Origin of the sequence: Cephaloticoccus capnophilus (assembly GCF_001580045.1) — a bacterium.
In the GTDB taxonomy this organism is placed as follows: Bacteria; Verrucomicrobiota; Verrucomicrobiia; order Opitutales; family Opitutaceae; genus Cephaloticoccus; species Cephaloticoccus capnophilus.
In genome coordinates, this window is sequence record NZ_LSZP01000028.1 from 32,537 (window position 1) to 53,541 (window position 21,005).

General features: G+C 60.6%; 19 protein-coding genes and 2 tRNA genes. 6 read left to right on the plus strand and 15 right to left on the minus strand.

The window, feature by feature from the left end:
* Positions 1–13: 13 nt before the first annotated feature.
* The 8 genes from AXK12_RS03070 to nuoB all read right to left on the minus strand — a co-directional run bounded on the left by AXK12_RS03070 (position 14) and on the right by nuoB (position 8,217).
* On the minus strand, positions 14–553 hold the full coding sequence (locus AXK12_RS03070) for a NuoI/complex I 23 kDa subunit family protein (protein WP_068711346.1): 540 nt from the start codon (positions 551–553) through the stop codon (positions 14–16).
* Between the two features lie 47 nt (positions 554–600).
* Positions 601–1,752: a complex I subunit 1/NuoH family protein gene (locus AXK12_RS03075; RefSeq protein WP_068711387.1), complete on the minus strand. Its 1,152-nt coding sequence runs from the start codon at positions 1,750–1,752 to the stop codon at positions 601–603.
* Between the two features lie 68 nt (positions 1,753–1,820).
* Entirely contained in the window at positions 1,821–3,608 is a 1,788-nt protein-coding gene (locus tag AXK12_RS03080; protein WP_068711348.1) for an NADH-quinone oxidoreductase subunit G, read from the minus strand.
* A gap of 39 nt (positions 3,609–3,647) precedes the next feature.
* A complete protein-coding gene (nuoF, locus tag AXK12_RS03085) occupies positions 3,648–5,000 on the minus strand; it encodes an NADH-quinone oxidoreductase subunit NuoF (protein ID WP_068711350.1) in 1,353 nt (450 codons plus the stop codon).
* Positions 5,001–5,027: 27 nt separating this feature from the next.
* The gene (locus tag AXK12_RS03090) at positions 5,028–5,537 is read right to left on the minus strand and encodes an NADH-quinone oxidoreductase subunit NuoE family protein (RefSeq protein WP_068711352.1); all 510 of its coding nucleotides are present in this window, start codon (positions 5,535–5,537) and stop codon (positions 5,028–5,030) included.
* Positions 5,538–5,598: 61 nt separating this feature from the next.
* The gene (nuoD, locus tag AXK12_RS03095) at positions 5,599–6,876 is read right to left on the minus strand and encodes an NADH dehydrogenase (quinone) subunit D (protein WP_068711354.1); all 1,278 of its coding nucleotides are present in this window, start codon (positions 6,874–6,876) and stop codon (positions 5,599–5,601) included.
* A gap of 48 nt (positions 6,877–6,924) precedes the next feature.
* A complete protein-coding gene (locus AXK12_RS09485; RefSeq protein ID WP_068711356.1) occupies positions 6,925–7,626 on the minus strand; it encodes an NADH-quinone oxidoreductase subunit C in 702 nt (233 codons plus the stop codon).
* A 78-nt stretch (positions 7,627–7,704) separates the two neighbouring features.
* The gene (nuoB, locus tag AXK12_RS03105) at positions 7,705–8,217 is read right to left on the minus strand and encodes an NADH-quinone oxidoreductase subunit NuoB (protein WP_068711389.1); all 513 of its coding nucleotides are present in this window, start codon (positions 8,215–8,217) and stop codon (positions 7,705–7,707) included.
* 369 nt (positions 8,218–8,586) lie between these two features.
* On the opposite strand from nuoB, the gene AXK12_RS03110 reads away from it, so the two are divergent.
* Positions 8,587–8,676 (plus strand) — tRNA-Ser (locus tag AXK12_RS03110).
* Positions 8,677–9,041: 365 nt separating this feature from the next.
* Here AXK12_RS03110 and AXK12_RS03115 read toward each other — a convergent pair.
* The 3 genes from AXK12_RS03115 to AXK12_RS03125 form a co-directional block, all read right to left on the minus strand.
* The gene (locus AXK12_RS03115; protein ID WP_068711391.1) at positions 9,042–9,692 is read right to left on the minus strand and encodes a ThuA domain-containing protein; all 651 of its coding nucleotides are present in this window, start codon (positions 9,690–9,692) and stop codon (positions 9,042–9,044) included.
* Positions 9,693–9,757: 65 nt separating this feature from the next.
* Positions 9,758–10,150, minus strand: a complete 393-nt coding sequence (locus AXK12_RS03120) for a thioredoxin domain-containing protein (RefSeq protein WP_068711358.1) — start codon at positions 10,148–10,150, stop codon at positions 9,758–9,760.
* Between the two features lie 31 nt (positions 10,151–10,181).
* Positions 10,182–10,973 (minus strand): sugar phosphate isomerase/epimerase family protein, encoded by a 792-nt coding sequence (locus tag AXK12_RS03125; RefSeq protein ID WP_068711360.1) that lies wholly within the window; start codon positions 10,971–10,973, stop codon positions 10,182–10,184.
* Positions 10,974–11,149: 176 nt separating this feature from the next.
* On the opposite strand from AXK12_RS03125, the gene AXK12_RS03130 reads away from it, so the two are divergent.
* Both AXK12_RS03130 and AXK12_RS03135 read left to right on the plus strand, forming a co-directional pair.
* Positions 11,150–11,623, plus strand: a complete 474-nt coding sequence (locus AXK12_RS03130) for a universal stress protein (protein ID WP_068711361.1) — start codon at positions 11,150–11,152, stop codon at positions 11,621–11,623.
* A 110-nt stretch (positions 11,624–11,733) separates the two neighbouring features.
* The gene (locus tag AXK12_RS03135) at positions 11,734–11,994 is read left to right on the plus strand and encodes a hypothetical protein (RefSeq protein WP_068711362.1); all 261 of its coding nucleotides are present in this window, start codon (positions 11,734–11,736) and stop codon (positions 11,992–11,994) included.
* Between the two features lie 150 nt (positions 11,995–12,144).
* Here the strand turns inward: AXK12_RS03135 and AXK12_RS03140 are convergent, their stop codons facing one another.
* Both AXK12_RS03140 and AXK12_RS03145 read right to left on the minus strand, forming a co-directional pair.
* Positions 12,145–13,032, minus strand: a complete 888-nt coding sequence (locus AXK12_RS03140; RefSeq protein ID WP_231863510.1) for an aldo/keto reductase — start codon at positions 13,030–13,032, stop codon at positions 12,145–12,147.
* A 228-nt stretch (positions 13,033–13,260) separates the two neighbouring features.
* Positions 13,261–14,280, minus strand: a complete 1,020-nt coding sequence (locus AXK12_RS03145; protein ID WP_068711364.1) for an alpha/beta hydrolase — start codon at positions 14,278–14,280, stop codon at positions 13,261–13,263.
* A 213-nt stretch (positions 14,281–14,493) separates the two neighbouring features.
* Between AXK12_RS03145 and AXK12_RS03150 the strand changes: the two genes are divergently transcribed.
* Positions 14,494–15,513, plus strand: coding sequence for an AraC family transcriptional regulator (locus tag AXK12_RS03150; RefSeq protein WP_068711366.1), 1,020 nt, complete (start codon positions 14,494–14,496; stop codon positions 15,511–15,513).
* 412 nt (positions 15,514–15,925) lie between these two features.
* Here AXK12_RS03150 and AXK12_RS03155 read toward each other — a convergent pair.
* Positions 15,926–16,007: transfer RNA gene (locus AXK12_RS03155), tRNA-Leu, on the minus strand.
* 232 nt (positions 16,008–16,239) lie between these two features.
* Here AXK12_RS03155 and uxuA point away from each other — a divergent pair.
* The gene (uxuA, locus tag AXK12_RS03160; protein WP_197456975.1) at positions 16,240–17,505 is read left to right on the plus strand and encodes a mannonate dehydratase; all 1,266 of its coding nucleotides are present in this window, start codon (positions 16,240–16,242) and stop codon (positions 17,503–17,505) included.
* A 160-nt stretch (positions 17,506–17,665) separates the two neighbouring features.
* Here uxuA and AXK12_RS03165 read toward each other — a convergent pair whose 3' ends face one another.
* Positions 17,666–18,055 (minus strand): VOC family protein, encoded by a 390-nt coding sequence (locus tag AXK12_RS03165; RefSeq protein ID WP_068711368.1) that lies wholly within the window; start codon positions 18,053–18,055, stop codon positions 17,666–17,668.
* A 145-nt stretch (positions 18,056–18,200) separates the two neighbouring features.
* Here AXK12_RS03165 and metE point away from each other — a divergent pair, with 145 nt between their 5' ends.
* The gene (gene metE, locus AXK12_RS03170; protein ID WP_068711395.1) at positions 18,201–20,630 is read left to right on the plus strand and encodes a 5-methyltetrahydropteroyltriglutamate--homocysteine S-methyltransferase; all 2,430 of its coding nucleotides are present in this window, start codon (positions 18,201–18,203) and stop codon (positions 20,628–20,630) included.
* Positions 20,631–21,005: the final 375 nt, after the last annotated feature.

The following is a 21,005-nucleotide window of genomic DNA, read 5'->3' on the forward strand; positions in this document are numbered from 1 at the left end:
TTGGCGTAAGGGTTTAGTGGGCGTTACCGTGTTCGGCGGCGGCTTTTTTCTTATCCCATTTAAAGTGGCGGTCCGGGAGGCTGCCGCCGAGTTCGTAGAGCCGTTTCTTGTCGTGCACCATCTCTTCGCGCGTCAGCCCGTTAAGCGAAAACTGGTTTTGCAAAAAGATCGCCTCCTCGGGGCAAACCTCTTGGCAAAGCCCACAGTAGATGCAACGCAGCATATCGATCTTAAACTCCTCGGGCGCTTTCTCGATGTGCTCGCGACCGCTGCCTTCGGGCACGCTGCCGGGAGTGATGCGAATCGCTTTCGGCGGGCAGACGAATTCGCAAAGCTGGCACGAGACGCATTTTTCGCGGCCATGCGGATCCGTTACCAGCGTCGGCACACCGCGATAGCCGGGCGGAATCTCCGGCTGCACTTCCGGATACTCCATCGTCTCATTCGGCGCGAAGATGTGCTTGAGCGTGGTCTTTAACCCACGCGCGATTTGCGGCAGGTAGCTGCGCTCGGAGAGCGTGAGCGGTCTGCGTTCGACGGGGAGAATGGCCATGACGGAAAAGAAAAAGAAGGAAGGGAAGGAAGTCGCCGTGCCGCTCGCTAGAGTCGCTCTTGGAGTAGCGCGATCACGACTAGGTAGAAGAAGAGATTAGCAATAGAGAGCGGCAGCAGCTTTTGCCAGCCGAGCACCATGACTTGGTCGTAGCGGAAGCGCGGCACCGTCCAACGCACCCACATGAAGAAGAAGATGAGGAAGAGGACTTTGAGCAGGAAAATGACAATCGACACCACCCCCACGACAAGGGGGTTACCCGCAATGCCGATGAGCGCAGAAAAGTCCGCCAACGACACCCACGGGAGCGGATTCCAGCCGCCGAGAAACAGTAACGTAAAAATGCCCGAGCCGACAATCATGTGCGCGTATTCAGCGACGAAGAATATCGCCCACTTAAACGCGCCATACTCGGTATGGAAGCCACCGACCAGATCGGCTTCCGACTCCGGCATGTCGAAGGGTTGGCGGTTCGTCTCGGCAAAAAGCGCGATTAAGAAAATCAACGCACACACCGGCATGGTAAAAATGAACCACGCGCCGCCCCAAAAGCCCGGCAGCGATTGAAACTCGACGACTCGGGCCAGCGAGAGCGAGCCACGCATCCCAGGCGAGTTGACCCACAGGAACACCGGCAGGACGGAAATCGTCATCGACAGTTCGTAAGAGATGAACTGAGCGGAAGCACGCACGCCGCCGAGAAACGGGTATTTTGAATTTGAAGCCCAGCCGGCCAAAATCAGCGCGTAGACGCCCAGCGACGAAACCGCGAAAATCGCCAAGAGCCCGAGATCCACATTCGCCAGCCCGATGGGCACGACCGTATCGCCGTCAAGCCACGCCCCAAAGGGCACAGCGACGACGGTCGTCAGCGCGGGGATGAGTGCCACCGCCGGAGCGAGGAAGAAGTAAAACTTGTTCACGTGCCCGGGCACGGGGTCTTCTTTGAAAAAGAATTTTAGGCCGTCGGCCAGCAGTTGGAAGAGCCCGAGCCGTTGGAGCGCGCGCCCGAGAAAAGGAATTTTCACCAGCCACGGAATCGCCGCGCGGTTTGGGCCCGGGCGGCCCTGAATCCATGCGCTCACTTTGCGCTCGGCCATCGAGCCCGCGCCTGCGAGCGGGAAGATGACCGCAATCACCGCAAGGCCCTTGAGCGTGGCTTGAAGCAGAGGAGGGAGACTGAGCCAAAATTCGATCATAACGAAGTCTTCGACCTTTTTAGTTTTGCGTGCCGGTGCGAGGCGCACGGCCCTTTGTTGGCGGCATGTCAGGCAGCGGTTGAGGTTGTCGCACGCTCATTGAGCGGACTGATGGGCGTGGTGGGTTTGTGGTGAAGCGTTTCGCCTTCGACGAAGGGGAGCGAGGCGTAGGGCGTCGCATCGAGCAGAAGCCCGTCGTCGGGGATTTCCTGATACGTCACGTTTGCAAACGCAGGGACTTCGGCGGCGAGGGCTTTCCACAGGGTCTCGACCCGACCATTTGGCACGGCGTTGCGGTCCGAGACCGGGCCGCCGCGTCCGCCGCCAGCGATCGCGATTAACGCGGAGAGCGTCGCGAGGTCGTCGGCCGCTCCCGCCGGGCCGGGCACGGCCTGGGCAAATTTTTGAATGCGGAATTGCTGGTTAACGAAGCTGCCGGACTTCTCGAAGACCGTGAGTGTCGGCAGCACGACAGCGGCGGCCTGGCTTGTCGCGTTGGCATGGGTGCTGAGGTAAATGACCGACACTTTTGCGAGCTGCTCCGCGCTGAGCCCCGCTTCGGCGAGGTCTTCGCCGACGGAAATGACAGTCTTCACTTCACCCGCCTCAATCGCGGCAGCGAGTGCGGCCAAGGGCGCGTAAGTGGGCGGCAGCGCTTCAATGAGTCCGGTGATGAGTGCGCCACGCAGGTTCGGGTTGCGATCAGCAGAAAGAAGGAGCCCGTCGCCCTCGCCCACACGGGAAACCACCGAAACCGGTGCCCCCACTTTATCCCCTAAAGCCTCCGCAAGTTTGCGCGTGAGGAATTGCTCTTCGACCGAGCTGCGGCCCGAGCCGACGATTGCGACCGTGCCCGGCTGGGCGCTGCGCAGCAGTTCGGTGGCCGCGTCGAGCGCGGCATCCGCCGTCACAGCCACGCCGCGAACGAGGGGGCGTGTTAAGCGGTTCTCGGCTTGGACTTCTTTGTAGAGCATCCGGCCACTATCGGTCATCCAAGTGTCGTTAACGGCATCGTTTTGACGCGGGGTGATCCGGTAAATCGTGCCTTCCCGCGACCAGACAACGGTGTTCGCCCCGACCGAGGATTCGGTGCAAATGCTGTTGGTCTGTTTGAGAAACCAGACCCGCATTTTGAAGCGGAAGTCTGTAGAGGTGAGCGCGCCAACCGGGCAAATATCGACGGTGTTGAGCGAGTAATTATTGGCGAGTTCGCGGCCCGGGAAACAGGTGAGCGTTGAGTAGCTGCCGCGCTCGGTGAAGCCGAGCACGTCGTCCTTGGCGATTTCGCGAGAGAAGCGGATGCAGCGCGAGCACAGGATGCAGCGCTCGTCGTCGAGCGTGACGCGCGGGCCGAGCACGGTGCGCTTCGGCTTCACGTTCTTCGGCTCGATGTAGCGCGAATAGCCGCGCCCGTAGCCGGTCGCCTGTTCTTGGAGTTTACACTCACCGGCTTGGTCGCAAATCGGACAATCAAGCGGGTGGTTAATCAGGAGAAACTCCATAACGCTCTCGCGGGCATCCTTGACCATCGGGGTCGTGGTGCGGATGTGCATGCCCGGGCTCACGTTGGTGCCGCAGCCAATGACTGGCTTGGGTATCCAGTTTACTTTTTGCTTACCGGTCGCCTCGTCAATTATCGGCGCCTTGGTCGCGGGATCGACGGCGGGCATGCCCATCTCGATGAGGCACATCCGGCAGTTGCCCGCGACGGAGAGCTTCTCGTGATAACAGTAATGCGGGATATCGACTGCGAGCTTGCGCGCCGCCTCGATCACATTGGTGCCCTTGGGCACGGCGATCTCCTGGCCGTCGATGTTGACGGTGACGAGGTCTGGGCTGGGGGCGGTTTGGCTCATAACAGCTAGAGAAAAAGGCTTGGGGAAGGACGCTTCAGGTTAGACAAGTTGTAGGGCTTCGGGAGCGCGGGACTGCTTCGCCTCGTAGTAGGTTTCAAACTCGTCCTTGAACTTGATGAGGAAGCTTTGCGTGGGCCACGAACAGCCCTCGCCAAAGGCACAAATCGTGCGCCCGGGGATTTGGTCGGCCACGCTTTTGAGCAGCGCGGCATCCTCCGCGCGTGCCGCGCCATGCACCATCCGCGAGGAGATTTTCTTCATCCAGAGCGAGCCCTCGCGGCAGGGGGTGCATTGGCCGCAACTTTCGTGCGAGTAAAAGGCGTTAATGTTGGCGAGTGCCTCGACCATGCTGACCGAGTCGTCCATGACGATGACGCCGCCGGAGCCGCCCATCGAGCCGATGGCGGCCAGCGAGTCGAAATCCATCGGCACGTCCTCCACGCCCCAGTCGTAGTCCACCATGTCGGCCCCGAGCTTGCGTTTGCCTTTAAAGCGTTCGCCGAAGCGCAGCACTTTGGCCGACGATCCGCCGGGGATGACCGCCTTAAACTGCCTCCCGTCGAGCGGGCCGCCGCACACGTCGTAGAGCAGTTCGCCCATCGTGATTTTGCCGCACTCGAATTCATAGTAGCCGGGGCGTTTGACTTGGCCCGAAACGCAAAAGATGCGCGTGCCGGTGTTGCCCGGTGTGCCGGTCTTCGAGAACGCCTCGCCGCCCATGTCGATGACGTGGCGGACTTGGCACATGGTCTCGACGTTGTTGACGATGGTCGGGCACTGGTAGAGCCCGAGCACGGCAGGGAAATAGGGCGGCTTGATACGCGGGTTAGCGCGCTTGCCTTCGAGCGACTCGATTAGGCCCGTCTCCTCGCCGCAAATGTAAGCCCCCGCGCCGCGGTGGACGTAGATTTCGCAACTGTAGTCGCTGCCGAGGATGTTCGCCCCAACGAAGTTTTTCGCCCGCGCCTCGGCAATCGCCCGTTCGAGAATCTGCGCGCCCTTTGGAAACTCACCGCGGATGTAGATATAAGCCTGCTTCACGCCGTTCGCGAAACAGGAAATCATGATGCCCTCGATGAGTTGATGCGGGTCTTGGTGGATGATGTAGCGGTCTTTGAAGGTGCCCGGCTCGGACTCGTCGGCGTTTACGATTAGGTAAATCGGTTTGCCACTTTTGCGGTCAACGAGCGACCACTTCACACCGCAGGGGAAACCCGCGCCGCCACGCCCGCGCAGGCCCGACTTTTTGACCTCTTCGCGCAGGTCTTCGGGGCTTTGAGCGACCGCTTTCTTAAGCGTTTGGTAGCCGCCGTAACGCAGGTAGCAGTCGATGTCGTTGGTGTAGCCGACTTCGTCGATGTGCTGAAAAATGAGGCGTCGTTCTGCGGGCATGACTTTTAGGCGATTCTTAAAAACGGGTTAAGCACTGGCGGCGGCAGCGGACGCGCGAATGGCGGATTCGGCGCGGATTTGCGCCGCGAGCTCACGCGCTTTTTCGGGCGTGAGTCGCTCGTGCAGCTCGTCATCGACCATCGCGACCGGGCCCGAGCCGCAGCTCGCAAGACACTCGACAAACTCGATGGTTACTTCGCCATCGGGTGAGACCTCGCCGAGCTCGGCGTTAAACTCTTCCTTGAGTGTATCGCAGACCTTGTAGCCACCAGTAAGCGCACACGAGAGCGTGCGGCATACGCGGATGTGCCGCCGCCCAATCGGCTTCTGGCGAAACATTGGGTAAAAGGTGATCACGCCGTGCACGTTGATCGGCTCGATTTCGAGCTTCGCGGCGACCCACTCCGCCGTCCCTTCCGGCAAGTAGCCGACGTCCTCTTGGATCAGGTGCAGGAGCGGGAGCGTAGCACTGCGTTTGACGGGGTAATGGGTAATCACCTCGTCGATGCGTTGCAGGGTTTCGGGCTTGAGATTCATCGGCGTTAGCGGCGCGGCGGTGAGTGGGGAAATTTCGGGAGTGAGGGCGGCGGCGTTTCGTTTAGCGGTCGCACTCCCCCATCACGAAATCGAGCGAACCGAGGATTGAGACCACGTCGGAGATCATCGCTCCGGCGCAGACTTTGGGCAAAATCGAGAGATTGCAGAAAGAGGGGGCGCGGATTTTCAGCCGGTAGGGAACGCCTCCGCCTTTGCTCACGATAAAGAAGCCGAGCGCGCCCTTCGGGTTCTCCGCTTCGAAGTAGACCTCACCCGCGGGCATCTGCGGGCCCTCGGTCACAATCATAAAGTTTTGGATAAGCTCTTCCATCGAGCTGAGGATTTTGTCCTTGGGCGGCGCAAAGATCCGCCGCGCGTCACGCGCATACCAATCACCGCCCGGGAGTTGCTCGATGGCTTGGCGGATGATGCGCACGGATTGGCGCATCTCCTCGCCGCGCACGAGATAGCGGTCGTAAGAATCGCCCGTGGAGCCTACCGGCACATCGAACTCGTAGCGTTCGTAGCCACTGTAGGGACGATCTTTGCGCAGGTCCGCAGCGACGCCCGAGCCGCGTAGATTCGGGCCGGTCAGGCCGTAGCTCAGCGCGTCTTCCTTGCTGATGACGCCCACCCCCACCGTGCGATCCATGAAGATTTTATTACGGGTGAGCAGCGAAAGGATCTCTTCGAGGATGGGGAGAAACTGGTCGCAAAATTCTAAAACCCGCCCCGTCCAACCTTCGGGCAGGTCGCGCGCTACACCGCCGATTCGCGTATAGCTCGTGGTAAAGCGTGCACCGGTCAGCTCTTCAAAGAGCCGGTAGAGCTTTTCGCGCTCGGTAAAGGTGTAGAGAAAAATCGTCCACGCACCGGTATCGATACCGAAGGCACCGAGCCCGATAAGGTGCGCCGAGATGCGCGCAAGCTCGGCAGTAATGACGCGAATCGCCTGGCAGCGCTCGGGGACTTCGAGCCCCGCGAGTCTCTCGACCGCGATTGCGTAGGCCATGTTGTTCGCCAGCGGGGCGAGGTAGTCGAGCCGGTCCGTGTAAGGCACGAACTGGTTATAAGTCATGTTCTCGGCGATCTTCTCGTCGCCGCGATGCAGGTAGCCGATGACTGGCCGCGCCTCCGTCACCACCTCGCCGTCGAGCTCCATCTGGATGCGGAGCACGCCGTGCGTCGAAGGGTGAGAGGGCCCCATCGAGAGCGACATCCGCTCGGGCTCAAACTCCTGGGGCGGCAACTGCGCTGAGTCGCCTCGCGCCACCGCGACACGCGGCGCAGCACTCGCGTTTTTTGCAGCAGTATCGGGAAAGTTAAATTCAGTCGGCATGGGTCGTCGTGCGTGTGGGGCAGCGGGAGTGGCGGATTAAGCGACGCGTCAGGCTGGGCTTTGGGGTTTCTCTGAAACTTCGTTCCAGCTCTCGTCTTTTGCGCGCGGCTCGGCCTCGCTGAGATTCATCGTGCCGCTGGAGGCGACGAAGGGGCCGCCCGCCATCGGCGCGGGCTTTACGCTGATACGCGTCTCGGCAGCGACATCCGCGTCGGGCCATTCGGTCTCGATTCCCGCCAGCGGAAATTCTTTGCGCAGCGGATAGTAAGGGTAGCCCTCCCACATGAGAATCCGGCGCAGGTCGGGATGTCCCTCAAACCGGATCCCAAACATGTCGTAAGTCTCGCGCTCGTGCCAATCCGCCGCCGCCCAAAGGCTCGTCACGCTTGGGACGCTCGGCGCGTCGTCGTCCCCCGTGCAGGCCACGGCGACGCGCAAGTAATCGTGCGCTGTCGTCGAGTAGAGGTGATAAACAGCAGTAAAGCGGGGCTGGGCAGCGGACTCGGCATTAGCCGCACTCAAAGCTACGCTCCCGCTCGCTCCCGTCCCCCGCCCTGCCCGCTGCGCGCCCCAGTCAACCGCCGTCACATCCGTTAAAAGGTCATAGCCATGCGTATCTCGGAGAGTGCGCATCAGCGCGAGCAAGTCACTCGCCGGCACATCCAACGCGGGATGGTCAGCGCTCGGGCGCACACTCGCCTGCGGAAACTGGGCTTGCAGCGTGGGGAGAATATCGGCGTTGGCAGGCATTGCGTTGTGAGAGGGCTGGGAAAACGGCGGTGTGCTTCGTCGAGTCGTGGCAAGGGGTGCGATAGGTGCCTTTTGCCCTCACTGTGCGCGCAGCAAATTACGCGTCGCGGGCTCCTTGCGGATTTTGTTTTGCAAAGTCATCAACGCATCAAGCAGTGCCTCAGGCCGCGGCGGACACCCGCTCACATAAACATCGACCGGCAAAATCCGGTCCACGCCCTGAAGCGTCGCGTAGCTGCGATACATCCCTCCCGAGGAGGCGCAGGCGCCCATCGCGATGACCCACTTGGGCGAGGCCATCTGGTCGTAGATCCGGCGCACGACCGAGGCCATTTTGTAAGTCACCGTGCCCGCGACGATCATACAGTCGCTCTGCCGCGGCGAGAAACGCATCACCTCCGAGCCGAAGCGCGCGATGTCGAAGCGCGAACCGCCCACGCCCATCAACTCAATCCCGCAGCAGGCCAGCCCCATCGGCATCGGCCACACCGAGTTGCTGCGGATCCAGTTGATCACCGCATCGGCGCGAGTGACGACGACCTCGCCCTCGATTTTACTATTATACGCCAACTCGGAATTTGGTGTGACCATAAGCGCAAAAGCCCAAAACAAAATCAGCGCAGACCCTTACGAGGGCGGCCGCAGAGCGCAAGCGCACATTTTCTAAAATATTGAAGGATAAGAGAAAGCGTAATTTTTACTGAGACTCAACCTCACTAGGCAAGATACGCGCCACACTGCACAAAATCTGCCAAGTTTCGCCAGCCGCACACTGCAACGCGCAGCCTCAAGCACTTAGCGATTTGGAGCACTGCCCTATTTTGAACGCGGCGGCCTCAGCGCTTCACAGGCCCAACAGCATAAACGAGCTTGACCGCCACTCGCCCCCCTCGCTCTCTGTGCGGTCTCGCGCTCACCAAGCAGTCATGCGCCTCAGGGCGTGTGCCCCGCACACTATAAGGAGAGGTGGCAGAGTGGTCTAATGCGCTCGCTTGGAAAGCGGGTGTAGGCTTAAACCTACCGGGGGTTCGAATCCCCCCCTCTCCGCCACACTCGTAACGCGAGGTAAATGTCAGAGGTCACAGAGCTCCACTGCGCGTGGGGCGGCGGTCAGTGACCGCTTCCATTTAATTTGGGAATTGGCCTCGTCGCTTCGCGACGAAACCAATTCCCAAATTTGAAAGCATTTCTCCCTGTCGCGTTGCGACAGGGAGAGGAGTAAAAGGGAAAGTAGAGTGATAACCCGTTTGGGCGAGGTGTGGAAAATCACCAGTAAACTCCCGCCTCCAAGTTTGGGGGCCTTTTCAGATTTTGGTTTCGTTTCTGCGCGTCGCGCAGAGGCGAAACCAAAATCTAAATGGGTGCAGCGACACGCTGCCGCCCCACGCGCAGTGGAGCTCTGTGACCTCTGACATTTACCTCGCTTGACGAGTGGCCCAGAGCATACCGCGCCGGAGGATTTCCCTCATCTGCGGCACCTCAAACTCCTTGGCGTCGTGTCCGAGCGCAGAGTAAAACACGCGGCCTTTACCAAATTTACGCTTCCAAACCACGGGCATCACGGTCCCTTCGATCCAATAATCATGCTCACCAGTAAAGGTAGTCGTAGCCAGCACCTCGTTAGACGGGTCTACATGCATGTAGTATTGCTCAGAGTGATAAACGAAATCGGAAATCCCTGACACGATCGGATCGTCGGGGCGTGTAATATTAACGGCGTAGTCTATATGACCGCCCGGATGTGAAATAAACTGCCCGCCAATCATATATTGGTAGCCGAGATTTCCGCGGAAGCTGTCGCCCGCTCCACCGTGAAAGCCAGCAAGCCCGACACCGTTTTTTACAGCCTCGAATAGCCTAGCGCCCTCCTCACTCTCCAGCTTCCCCATTGTGACAATGGGGACGATGAGGTCGAAGGAGTTCAGATCGTGAGCCGCAAACGCTTGTGTGCCTTCTTCGACCTGAACTGCGAAGCCTTCTTCTGTTAAGATCTTTTCTACAACGTCCGCACAGGGCTTGGGCTCATGACCACTCCAGCCTCCCCAGACGATGAGGGCTTTTAAAATAACTTGGGGCATTGGGGTAATTTAATTTGAGGTTATACAATACTGACAGGGGCACAGAAACACGCTCAATGCCTCCTCCTCAGGAGGCAATAAAGCGCAAAAGCGGCAAAGGCCGCTGTAAATACATTATAGTCGAATGCAGATTTTGGGCCCAAAGAAAAGGTCATCGCCACTGCAAAGGTCAAGAGGAGGAGCCCGCTAATAAAGGCCACCTCCTTCGTTTTCCATTTAGTAAAAAGCAGTATGGCCAAGGCAATCTCTAGGCCCGTTATAAAGTAGGAAATTGGGGCAGCTAAAACCTTTGGAAACCAAGGATTGATAAGCCTCGTGTAAGCCACGAAATTTTCAAAATTGCCCCAAAAAACACCTTCGCTACCCGGCGCGCCCCACAAGCCAAAGCGATCTGCCACAGCACTTAAAAAGGCAAGAGCTAGGGCAATTTTCAGACACCCAATCATGGCTTAAGGAGGCGTAAGACGCATCTAGTATTTAACGTGCAAAGTGATCACGCAGATAGCGGAAGCTTTCAGCAGCCGCCTCAAACTCGTCGCGACCGTAACTGTTATCTTGTTCGATGATATACGAGAGGCAGCCTCCCGCTTCAGCCGCCGCGATGATGGGTTTAAAATCAATGCCTCCGGAACCTATCTCGGCAAACTGCGCGACCGGGCTTTTGCTCTGCGCATCGACGCCGATACGAAAGTCCTTGAGGTGAATCAGCGGCAGCCGCCCAGCCTCCGCGCAACGCTGCACCCATGCCAAGGGGCTCTCACCGCCGGCCTGAATCCAGTACGTGTCGATTTCAAAAGCCAAGGTCGTCTCATCGAAAATGCGCTGTTGTATACTCTTCCCGCGACTGCGCATGAACTCCAAGTGGTGGTTGTGGTAGCTGAGCGTGATGCCCGCCTTTTTATAGGCTTGGTTTGCCGCCTCCAGCTTCGCAAGCCAGCGGTCGACCGCGGCCTCATCCGTAAAATCCACACCCGCCGGATACGCGTATGCGTCTTGCGTAACACCGAGCTTGCCAAGCCGATCAATACACCGCTGCGGCTCATCCAAATCACCCGTCCCAATCAAGTGCGTCGCGGTGATTGAGATCCCGACCTCGCCGCACACACGGACAAAGTCGGCCTCGCTCATCATGTCGAAATCGACACCGCTCAACTGCACCGACTTAAAGCCGATATCGGCGAGCGTCTTCATGCCTTCGACAAAGGCTTCGGGGGTTTTCAACCTCTCTCGCTGCGAATAGAGATTTACGGATATTTGATTGGGGTTCATCGGCGCGAAATGAGGTCGCGCCCCTTCCTCAACGCAAATAGGAACTGCCCGCGCCGCCCGCTTTTTCTACTTATCTTATAAGTAAAAATAGCAAAAAAACTACGCGCCGCCCACGCAACACTCTCTGCAGAGCACCCTCGACGCTGCACCCACCGCTATGCTAGCGTCGCCCCGTTATGAAAACGATCCTCGCGCCAATCGACTTCTCCAATGCGAGCAATGCCGTCATCAAAGTCGCCCTCGCTCTCGCTCGTGCACACAGTGCCCGGCTCAGCCTCCTCCACGTCGTGCAACCGCCCGTCCTCATCAGCGAGTACGGCGCGATTATGACCAACATCCAGGAAATCGTCGCCATCAGCGAGCGCACCAGCGCAAAGGAACTCGCCAAGCGCGAGCGCAGCCTCAAACGCAGTGCAGGCGTCCCGGTCGAAGCCCTGCAAACTACCGGCGCACCTGTCGCCAGCATCATTGAGCAAGCGAAGCAGACAAAGGCAGACTACATCGTCGTTGGCTCGCACGGTCACTCCGCGCTCTACGACCTCTTTGCCGGAAGCACCGCCTCGGGGCTCATCCGACGCGCCCCCTGCCCCGTCGTGGTCGTCCCGCCGCCCGCCACACCAAAAAAGAAAAAAGCGTCCAGAGTGCGCTAGCGCTTCCCTGCTGGCGCAAGCGCAAGGACCCACGCGACAATACCTGCTGCGCGACACGCGGAGTTGACGGCCGCGCGGCGACCCTTATTCCCTCCACGCTCCTGACCACTATGACCGCACCCAAAAAAACGGTAACGCCTCTCGGTGTCGCAATCGACCTCATCCTCGTCGCGGGCTTCTTTCTCTTCCTGTTCAACGTGGTGCAATCCCACGTGCCCTCCAACAACCCGCAGATGATTTTGTTGTGGAGCGCCCTCAGTGCGGCTTGCCTCTCGGGCACCTTCTGGATCGCGATCCAGATGTTCCGCGTCGTTCTAAAAGCACAACTCGCGCGCAACTCCGGCACCGATAGCCCCGACCGCGATCTTTAAGGAAGCCGCACTAGGGTCTGTTCCCGTTTCAAACGCGAGCCGCGCTGCTACTTACGGCGCATCCCGAAGGGACGGGGCATCTGGCTCGCGGCTCGCCACTCACGTGTGCTGCCGCACGCTCGCCGCAGTGAGTGCCCAAAACGGCACTCTTTAAAAAGACTGAACGAGGTCGGGATCTGGGCCGAGACGGTTGCCGGAGTGCAACGCGTCAATGGCCGCCATTTGCTCGGGCGTAAGCGAAAAATCCGTCACTGCAAAATTCTCTGCGATTCGGGCCGGCGTCGCCGTCTTCGGGATCGCCACGCGCCCCTGCTGCAAGTGCCAGCGTAGCACGACTTGCGCAACCGTGCGCCCAGTTTCCCGAGCGATTCGCCCCAGCACTGCGTTGTCCAAGTGCTTTGCTTGGCCTAGTGGCGACCACGCCTGCGTCACCACGCCCGCTGCCGCGTTGGCCGCCACAGTCTCGCGTTGCTGAAAAGTGGGGTGATACTCGACCTGATTTGCCGCAGGCACGACCGAGCCATTTTTCAAAATCTCGCTCAGGAACTGAGGGGTAAAATTCGACAATCCGATTGAGCGGATCAGCCCCTTGGCGCGCGCCTGCTCCATCGCCGCCCATGCCTCTACACGCTTGTCCAAACCCAACTTCGGCCAGTGGATGAGATACAAGTCGACGTAGTCGAGGCCCAGCCGCTCTAAGCTCTCCTCCAACGCCTCACCAGCCCGCTCGTGGTCGGTATTCCACAGTTTCGTCGTCACGAAAATCTCCTCCCTCGGAAGCCCTGACTCGCGCACCGCACGCCCCACACCAGCCTCGTTGTGGTAAGCCTTGGCGGTATCGATATGCCGGTAGCCGACCTCTAGGGCCTTGAGCACTGCGGGGACGACTGCCTCGTCGGAAAGCTCAAAAGTACCAAACCCGAGCTGCGGCATTTGGTATCCATCGTTGAGGGTAAGAGTGGGGGTACTGTTGGGGTGACTCATGATTGCGCAGAGCAGAAAGCCCAAACGCAGCCGCTCCGCAACACGATCGGCCACAAAAATACGAACTTCAGTCGCCCCGTGCCGCTAGGCGAAATAGAGGAACTTAGCATTCACACCGCCGCGACAGCGTAAATGAGATTGGCTGCCCGCCGCGTGAGCGAAGCCGGTTAACGCGCCGGATTTGGAAAGCGGGTAGGCGCCTATGCGGCTCCGCCGAGTTGCACAAAACGCCGCCGCGAGAGTCGAGCGCGGGGGCTGGGATTGGGCAGCATAGCGGGTGGATTACGGACTGAGGTGTTTGCCAAAAAACGCGCCCAGCTCCGCGAAAGGGATGAGCCCCACGCGGTCGTAGAGATCTACATGCCCCGCACCCGGAACGCGCAGGATTTGCTTCGGCTCCGCAGCCAGCTCGTAAGCCCGCTCGCTAAACTCGCGCGAGTGCGCCTCCTCGCCCGTGACGAAGAACAGCGGGCGCGGGCTAATCGTCTCGATGTCGCTAAACGGGTAAAAATTCATGAACTTCGTGTTACTGCTCAAGGTCGGGTGCGTAGTGGTTTCTGGACTACTAAGGGCGGGGGTAAACTCGCCGCGCGGCGTCCGGTAAAACGCATAAAACTCGCGCTCAATCGGGTGAGAGTCCGCGCGCAATTCGTGCACGCTACCGCTCGTGTAACGCACCGCGCCGCCCTCCGCCTCGACCCAACGCTGCCGCGCCGCCGCTTCGATAATCGCCGCGCGCTGCGCGAGCGTTTGCGACTTACCCAGCGCGTCGCGATTGGCCGCGCCCATGTCATACATGCTCACGGTCGCCACCGCCTTCAGGCGCGGGTCAATCTTGGCCGCGCTAATTGCGAAACTACCGCTGCCGCAAATCCCTAAAACGCCGATTCGCTCGCGATCAACCCGCGCATCCAGCCCAAGAAAATCCGCTGCCGCACTGAAGTCTTCGCTGTAGATATCCGGCGCAACGACGTTGCGCACGCCCTCGCTCTCGCCCCAAAACGACAGGTCGATGGCCAGCGTGACAAAGCCCTGCTCGGCGAGTTTTTGCGCGTAGAGGTTACTCGACTGCTCCTTCACCGCGCCCATCGGATGGCCGACGATAATCGCGGGTAGGCGTGCTACGTCCGCAACGGCAGCGGCGCGGGCCTTCGGCACGAACAGGTTTCCCGCAACCTTCATGCCATATTGGTTGCGGAAACGCACCTTCTCCACAGAGAGCGCGTCACTCTGGTAAAAGTTATCGGCATCGGCGGGAAGAGCGGGTTGCTCAGGAATCGCAGCAGAGGGAGCGTTGTTCATGGCCTGTGTTATCGGAGTTGAGAGGAGAGCGAGGAACGGCAGAGCGGGGAGAAAACGGGTGAATGACTTCATGAGCTTGAGGGCTATCTTTTGAGTAAGCGGGAAATCGGGGATTCCCTAGTCCCGCCATAATACCCGCCGCGCTCGCCCAATCGGTAGATCGATCCGCCGATCTTCTTGCCTAATCCGATGAGACGCATCCTTTCCGCCACCATGATCGCCCAACGCGGAACCCGCCCTAGCCCACCGAACGCAGGCAGCAACGCCACCGCACTCGCCCCACTCGTCGACATAGTTGAGCGCGCCACACGCGGCGTCGAGGAGCTCTCAACGCCCATTCCCGGCCTCCGCCTCTTCCGCCGCAACTCCATTACCCAGCCCAGCTACTGCTTCATTAAACCCAGCCTCGTCCTCGTCCTCCAAGGCGTGAAGCAGATGGTCGTCGGCACCGCCACCTACGTTTACGACACCTCGCGCTTTCTGCTCACCTCGCTCGAGATGCCGGCCCGCTCGGAAGTCCTCGCCGCCAGCCCCGACGCGCCCTGCCTCGGCCTCAACTTCCAACTCGACCTCCACACAATCACCGAGCTCCTCGCGACAGGAAGCCTCCCAGATCCGCGGCACGCCGCGCACGCCCAAGATGAGAAAAACAAAGACGCGCGGCCAGCGAGCCTCACGCAAAATAAAGAGCTCGAAGAGCTCCGCAGCATGGGCATCGGCGAAGTCACCCCCGCGCTTCTTGATGCAGTTTCCCGCCTCCTCGCCCTCCTAGACGAGCCGGCGGCCATTCCCACGCTCGCCCCCCTCATCCAACGCGAAATCCACTATCGGCTCCTCACCGGCGCGGCGACAGCCGCACGACTGCGCAAAATCACCTCGATCGACAGCCAAGCCCACAAAATCGCCAAAGCCATCGACTGGCTTAGCGAGAACTACGCGGCACCGCTCAGCATCGACGCACTCGCCGCCCGCGTGCAAATGAGCCCATCCAGCTTTCACCAACACTTCCGCGCACTCGTGGCCATGAGCCCGCTCCAATACCAAAAACGCCTCCGCCTCAACGAGGCGCGCCGCCTGATGTTAAACGAACAGCTCGACGCCGCCACCGCGGCCTTCGAAGTCGGCTACGAAAGCCCCTCTCAATTCAGCCGCGAATACGCCCGCCACTTCGGAGCTCCGCCCAAACGCGACATCGCCACCCTGCGCAAACACTCCACCTCGCAAACTTCATAAAACACTGCGCGTGGGGCGGCAGCGTGTCGCTGCACCCATTTACAGAGCCGCTTGGCTGCCGTGCATTCGCACAGCAGCCAAGCGGCTCTGTAGAAAGGAACCCAAACTTTGGGATGAAGGTTTACTGGTGATTTTCCCCACTTCGCCCGAGCGGGTTATCTCTCTACTTTCCCGTTTACTGCTCTCCCTGTCGCAACGCGACAGGGGGGAATGCTTTCAAATTTGGGATTTTGCTTTCGCGCGATAGCGCGATGCGAAATCCCAAATTAAATGGAAGCGGTCACTGACCGCCGCCCCACGCGTAGTGGGAAAGTACCCCACGCGCAGTGGAAAAAAAGCGCAGCGCACGAATAACCGGCTGACGGGCGGCCAACCCGTGGCCGGCAAAGTGGCAGTGAGGGCATTGCCCTCGTGCTCGAGGCGGGACTCGAACCCGCACGCCTTTCGGCACACGCCCCTCAAACGTGTGTGTCTACCAATTCCACCACCCGAGCAACGGAAGAGCGCGGACTAAGGCGGCTCCCTCAGCGCTTGTAAAGCCCTGAAATCGGAAAGCGCGCCCGCCTCGTGAAAAATCTTCGCGCAACGCTACGGCGCGCGCACTCAATCACTCCGGCGAGCCCCAAGAGATACGTAGTGCGAGCCTTGTCCCTTGCTAAAAACACGCCACCGACATTTTTCGCTAACTCAACCCCAACCCCACGCCCCCTTTTTTCTTTCCTCGCAATGGACAATCGCACTGCCCCGCCCCGCCCCCACACTACCGCGCCTACGCCTAACACTCACTCGCCACTCCTCCTCGCTGAGGCCATGCGTTGGTTCGGGCCGAGCGACCCCATCCCGCTCGCCGATATTCGCCAAACCGGAGCCACCGACATTTTCACCGCGCTTCACGAAATCCCTTACGGCGCGGAGTGGCCACAAGCCGAGATCGAGGCACGACGCGACTTGATCGCCGCGGCCGGACTGCGCTGGTCGGTCGTCGAGTCCGTCCCCGTTCACGAAAACATCAAAACCCGCACGGGGGACTTCCGCCGTTACATTGAGAACTACAAAGCCACGCTGCGAAACCTCGCTGCCGCTGGGATTCGTACCGTCATTTATAACTTCATGCCCGCGCTCGACTGGATTCGCACGGACATGGCGCACACCCACGCCGACGGTGCTGAGGGCCTGCTCTACGACCCGCTCAAGCTCGCCGCCTTCGATCTCTTCGGGCTCGCCCGGCCGGGCGCAGAGTCCGACTTCACCGCCGAGCAACGCGCCGCGGCGGCCACCTTTTGGGACAAGCTAGGACCCCAAGGCCAAGCGGCCTTTATCCGCCAAACCCTCGATTTTTTCCCGGGCCTAAAAGGCCAAGTCTCACTCGAGGACCTACGCGGCATGCTCGCGCCCTACGCAAAAATCGACGCCGCCAAACTCAAGGCACACCTAAAACTCTTCCTCGAAGAAATCGTCCCCGTCGCCGCGCAAGTCGGCGTCAACCTCGCCATCCATGCCGACGATCCGCCCTTCCCCATCCTCGGGCTACCGCGCATCATCTCAACCGAAGACGACCTCGCCGACTTAGTCGCCATGGTCGACTCCCCGGCCAACGGCATCTGCTACTGCAACGGCTCGCTCGGGGCACGCCCCAGCAACGACCTGCCCAAAATCGCCCGCCGCTTCGCCTCGCGCATTCACGCCATTCACCTGCGCACCGTTGTTCACACCGAAGGCGGCGTTTTTTACGAAGGCCCGCACCTCGCTGACTCGGCGAAAATGGCTGCCGTCGTCCGCACGCTTTTGGAAGAGACGCGCCGCCGCCACGCCGCAGGCGCCCCCAATTGGCAACTCGTTTTCCGGCCCGACCACGCACACAAAATTCTGGACGATTTCCGCCGCCCCGAGCCCGCCTGCCCAGGCTACCCACTCATCGGCCGACTGCGCGGCATCTCCGAACTGCGCGGCCTGCAACACGGGATCTCGGCCATGCTCGGCGCTATGGCCTAAGCAAGAGCACACGGCGACACAGCTCACCCCGCGCTGGCGCTATGCGAACAGCGCGGGGGAGCGCGACGGCGCTTGAGCCGTAGTCGCTAGGCGCGCCACTTGCGCCATAAAGCGGCCATCCGCGCGCACGCACGCTTCGCGCTCCCACCGCCTCGCGCGCTCACGCTCGCGCGGGCTGAACCAGCTCCACCTCGTAGCCTTCGGGAGCGTCGATGAAGGCGATGATACTCCCGCTACTCGTCTGCGTCGGCCCGTCACTCAGCGCGTAGCCGCGCCGCTTTAGCTCGGCCTCAAACGCCGCCATGTCCTCCACACTAAACGCCAAGTGGACGAGGTCGGGCTGCACGACGACGGGCTCGGCCATCCCCTCCGGCATTTGGCAAATCTCGATCAGCTCCTCGCTGTTTGGCGTGGCCAAAAACCCGAGCTTCGCCCCGCGTGGAGAAGTGGTCCGGTGCGTCACCGTGAGCCCGAGCGCCTCCACGTAAAACCGCAGCGTCGCCTCCAAATCGTTAACGCGCATCCGCGTATGCAGTAGTTTGGTAACCATACGGGCGGCACGCTACGACCCGCTCGCCCCGCGCGACGAGCCCCGAAGCATCCACTGAGCAACAATCCTAAAAACGAATCATATATTACGTATATGATTATTGACTTGTAACACGAGCCCCTTCGACTGCACGACCTCTTTTACTATGACGACCACCACTGCCACGACTGCACGTCCCCTCACTCACAACCTCGGCTACCCGCGCATCGGCGAAAAGCGGGAGCTCAAAAAAGCCACCGAGGCCTACTGGGCGGGCAAGCTCAGCCGCGCAGAGCTCGAACAAGTCGGCTCCGAACTGCGCCGCAAAAACTGGGAGACGCAGCGCGCCGCAGGGATCGACCTTATCCCGTCAAACGACTTCACCTTTTACGACCAAGTCCTCGATACGAGTTGCCTCGTGGGCAACGTCCCACCCCGCTTCGGCTGGCAAGGCGGCCAGGTCGATCTCGACACCCGCTTCGCGATTGCCCGCGGCGTGCGCAAAGGCGGCAACAACAACGACGGCGGCTCTGCCGCAGCCGCCAAAGACGCCTGCACTTGCAGTAAAGACCAGGGCGACAGTGCCGACGCTCAAGCGGCCACCTACGCCAGCGAGATGACCAAGTGGTTTGACACCAACTACCACTACATCGTCCCCGAGTTTCGGGCCGACACGCGCTTCGCCCTCTCTGCGACCAAAATCTTCGACGAGTTTTCCGAAGCGCTCGCACTCGGCATCCGCACCAAGCCCGTAATCCTGGGCCCCGTCAGCTACCTCAAGCTTGGCAAAGTCCAAGACTCGCAAAACCCCAGCTTCGACCGGCTCTCACTCCTCGACTCACTCCTGCCCGTCTACGCGCAGATCCTCCAAAAGCTCGAAGCACTCGGCGCAGAGTGGGTGCAGCTCGACGAACCCATCGGCGCGCTCGACCTCGACGACGCCGAACGCCGCGCGCTCTCGACTGCCTATGCCGCACTCACCACCGCCGCGCCCAAACTAAAACTCCTCGTCACGACCTACTTTGGCGCACTCCGCGAAAACCTAGAAACCTACCTCGCACTCCCCGTTGCCGCCCTGCACCTCGACGCCACCCCGCGCGGCGATCTTAAGGAAATCGAGCGCGTCCTCGCCGAGCTGCCCGCCGACAAAGCCCTCTCTCTCGGCCTCGTCGATGGGCGCAACATTTGGAAAAGCGACCTCGCCGCACTCCTCCCCCGCGCCCAAGCCGCCGCCGCCAAACTCGGCACAGGCCGCCTCCTCCTCGCGCCCTCCTGCTCGCTCCAGCACGTCCCCGTGACCCTGCGCAACGAACAAAAACTCGATGCCGAGTTTAAAGGCTGGCTCGCCTACGCCGAAGAAAAGTTGAGCGAAGTCGCCACGCTCGCTTCGGCACTTGGCGGCCAAGCCGACGAAGCCGCACTCACCGCCAACGCGGCCGCCATCAAGTCGCGCCGCGAGAGCCCGCGCATTCACCGCCCCGAGGTCAAGGCACGCACCGCCAAGGTCGCCCCCAGCGACTTCGACCGCGCCTCGCCCTACGCCACTCGCCGCCTCGCCCAGCGCGGCGCAAATGGCCCGCTCGCCACCCTACCCGATTTCCCCACCACCACAATCGGCTCCTTCCCACAAACGCCGGAAATCCGCGCGGCCCGTCTCCGCCACAAACGCGGCGAACTCGGCACCGCCGAGTATGAAAAATTCATCGAAGCCGAAACGCTTGCCTGCGTGCGCTTTCAAGAAGAGGTCGGCATCGACATGCTCGTGCACGGCGAATATGAGCGAAACGACATGGTCGAGTACTTCGGCGAGCAGCTCGACGGCTTCGCCTTCACCGAACACGGCTGGGTGCAAAGCTACGGCTCCCGCTACGTGAAGCCCCCGATCATCTTTGGCGACGTCTCGCGCCCCGCGCCGATGACCGTGCGCTGGTCCGCCTACGCCCAGTCGCTCACCAAACTCCCGATGAAAGGCATGCTCACCGGCCCCGTCACCGTGCTCCAGTGGAGCTTCGTGCGCGACGACCAGCCGCGCCGCGACACCACCTTTGAAATCGCGCTCGCGCTGCGCGACGAAGTCCGCGACCTCGAAGCCGCCGGTATCGCCGCCATCCAAATCGACGAACCCGCCATCCGCGAAGGCCTCCCGCTGCGCCGCTCCGACTGGGCCGCCTACCTCGACTGGGCCGTCAACGCCTTCCGGCTCAGTGCCGCCGGAGTGCGCGACAACACCCAGATCCACACCCACATGTGCTACTCGGAGTTTAACGACATCATCGACTCCATTGCCGCGATGGACGCCGACGTCATCACCATCGAGACCTCACGCTCAAACATGGAGCTGCTCGGTGCCTTCGTGAACTTCAAGTATCCCAACGAAATCGGCCCCGGCGTTTACGACATCCACTCGCCCCGCGTCCCCACGGTCGACGAGATGGTCAAACTCATGCGCAAAGCCGCCCAAGTCATTCCGCCCGAAAACCTCTGGGTCAACCCCGACTGCGGCCTAAAGACGCGCGGCTGGGCGGAGGTCCGCCCCGCCCTCGCCAACATGGTCGAGGCCGCCCGAATCATCCGGGCAGAGTCGGCCAAGAAGTAGCCGTAAAACAAATTCGCCCGCCAAGCACGACGCCCCTCTCCCACAGAGGGGCGTTTTTTTTGAGCCGCCCAAAGTAGCCGCGAGCCCAAGCCGCAAAAAAACCAAAGTGAGCCCGGGGCTGGGACTTCCCACGACGACGCTGCACAGCAACTCGCTATGGAGCCCGCAAGCGACGAGGCGGCTCTGTGAAAAGGAACCCAAACTTTGGGACGTGGATTTTTCGTGACTCTTCCCACTTCGCCCAAACGGGTTATCACTCTACTTTCCCTTTTACTACTCCCCCTGTCGCAACGCGACAGGGGGAGTGCTTTCAAATTTGGGATTTCGCTTTCGCGCGATAGCGCGATGAGAAATCCCAAATTGAACGGGTGCAGG

What these genes read in the sequence shown, in the direction of transcription:
- nuoB (WP_068711389.1), bottom strand. Translation starts at nt 8,217, where the DNA reads ATGGTCACACCAAATTCCGAGTTGGCGTATAATAGTAAAATCGAGGGC.
- uxuA (WP_197456975.1), top strand. Translation starts at nt 16,240, where the DNA reads ATGGACAATCGCACTGCCCCGCCCCGCCCCCACACTACCGCGCCTACG.
- AXK12_RS03145 (WP_068711364.1), bottom strand. Translation starts at nt 14,280, where the DNA reads ATGAACAACGCTCCCTCTGCTGCGATTCCTGAGCAACCCGCTCTTCCC.
- AXK12_RS03150 (WP_068711366.1), top strand. Translation starts at nt 14,494, where the DNA reads ATGATCGCCCAACGCGGAACCCGCCCTAGCCCACCGAACGCAGGCAGC.
- nuoF (WP_068711350.1), bottom strand. Translation starts at nt 5,000, where the DNA reads ATGCCCGCAGAACGACGCCTCATTTTTCAGCACATCGACGAAGTCGGC.
- AXK12_RS09485 (WP_068711356.1), bottom strand. Translation starts at nt 7,626, where the DNA reads ATGCCTGCCAACGCCGATATTCTCCCCACGCTGCAAGCCCAGTTTCCG.
- AXK12_RS03125 (WP_068711360.1), bottom strand. Translation starts at nt 10,973, where the DNA reads ATGAACCCCAATCAAATATCCGTAAATCTCTATTCGCAGCGAGAGAGG.
- metE (WP_068711395.1), top strand. Translation starts at nt 18,201, where the DNA reads ATGACGACCACCACTGCCACGACTGCACGTCCCCTCACTCACAACCTC.
- AXK12_RS03090 (WP_068711352.1), bottom strand. Translation starts at nt 5,537, where the DNA reads ATGAATCTCAAGCCCGAAACCCTGCAACGCATCGACGAGGTGATTACC.
- AXK12_RS03080 (WP_068711348.1), bottom strand. Translation starts at nt 3,608, where the DNA reads ATGAGCCAAACCGCCCCCAGCCCAGACCTCGTCACCGTCAACATCGAC.
- AXK12_RS03165 (WP_068711368.1), bottom strand. Translation starts at nt 18,055, where the DNA reads ATGGTTACCAAACTACTGCATACGCGGATGCGCGTTAACGATTTGGAG.
- AXK12_RS03075 (WP_068711387.1), bottom strand. Translation starts at nt 1,752, where the DNA reads ATGATCGAATTTTGGCTCAGTCTCCCTCCTCTGCTTCAAGCCACGCTC.
- AXK12_RS03120 (WP_068711358.1), bottom strand. Translation starts at nt 10,150, where the DNA reads ATGATTGGGTGTCTGAAAATTGCCCTAGCTCTTGCCTTTTTAAGTGCT.
- AXK12_RS03135 (WP_068711362.1), top strand. Translation starts at nt 11,734, where the DNA reads ATGACCGCACCCAAAAAAACGGTAACGCCTCTCGGTGTCGCAATCGAC.
- nuoD (WP_068711354.1), bottom strand. Translation starts at nt 6,876, where the DNA reads ATGCCGACTGAATTTAACTTTCCCGATACTGCTGCAAAAAACGCGAGT.
- AXK12_RS03130 (WP_068711361.1), top strand. Translation starts at nt 11,150, where the DNA reads ATGAAAACGATCCTCGCGCCAATCGACTTCTCCAATGCGAGCAATGCC.
- AXK12_RS03070 (WP_068711346.1), bottom strand. Translation starts at nt 553, where the DNA reads ATGGCCATTCTCCCCGTCGAACGCAGACCGCTCACGCTCTCCGAGCGC.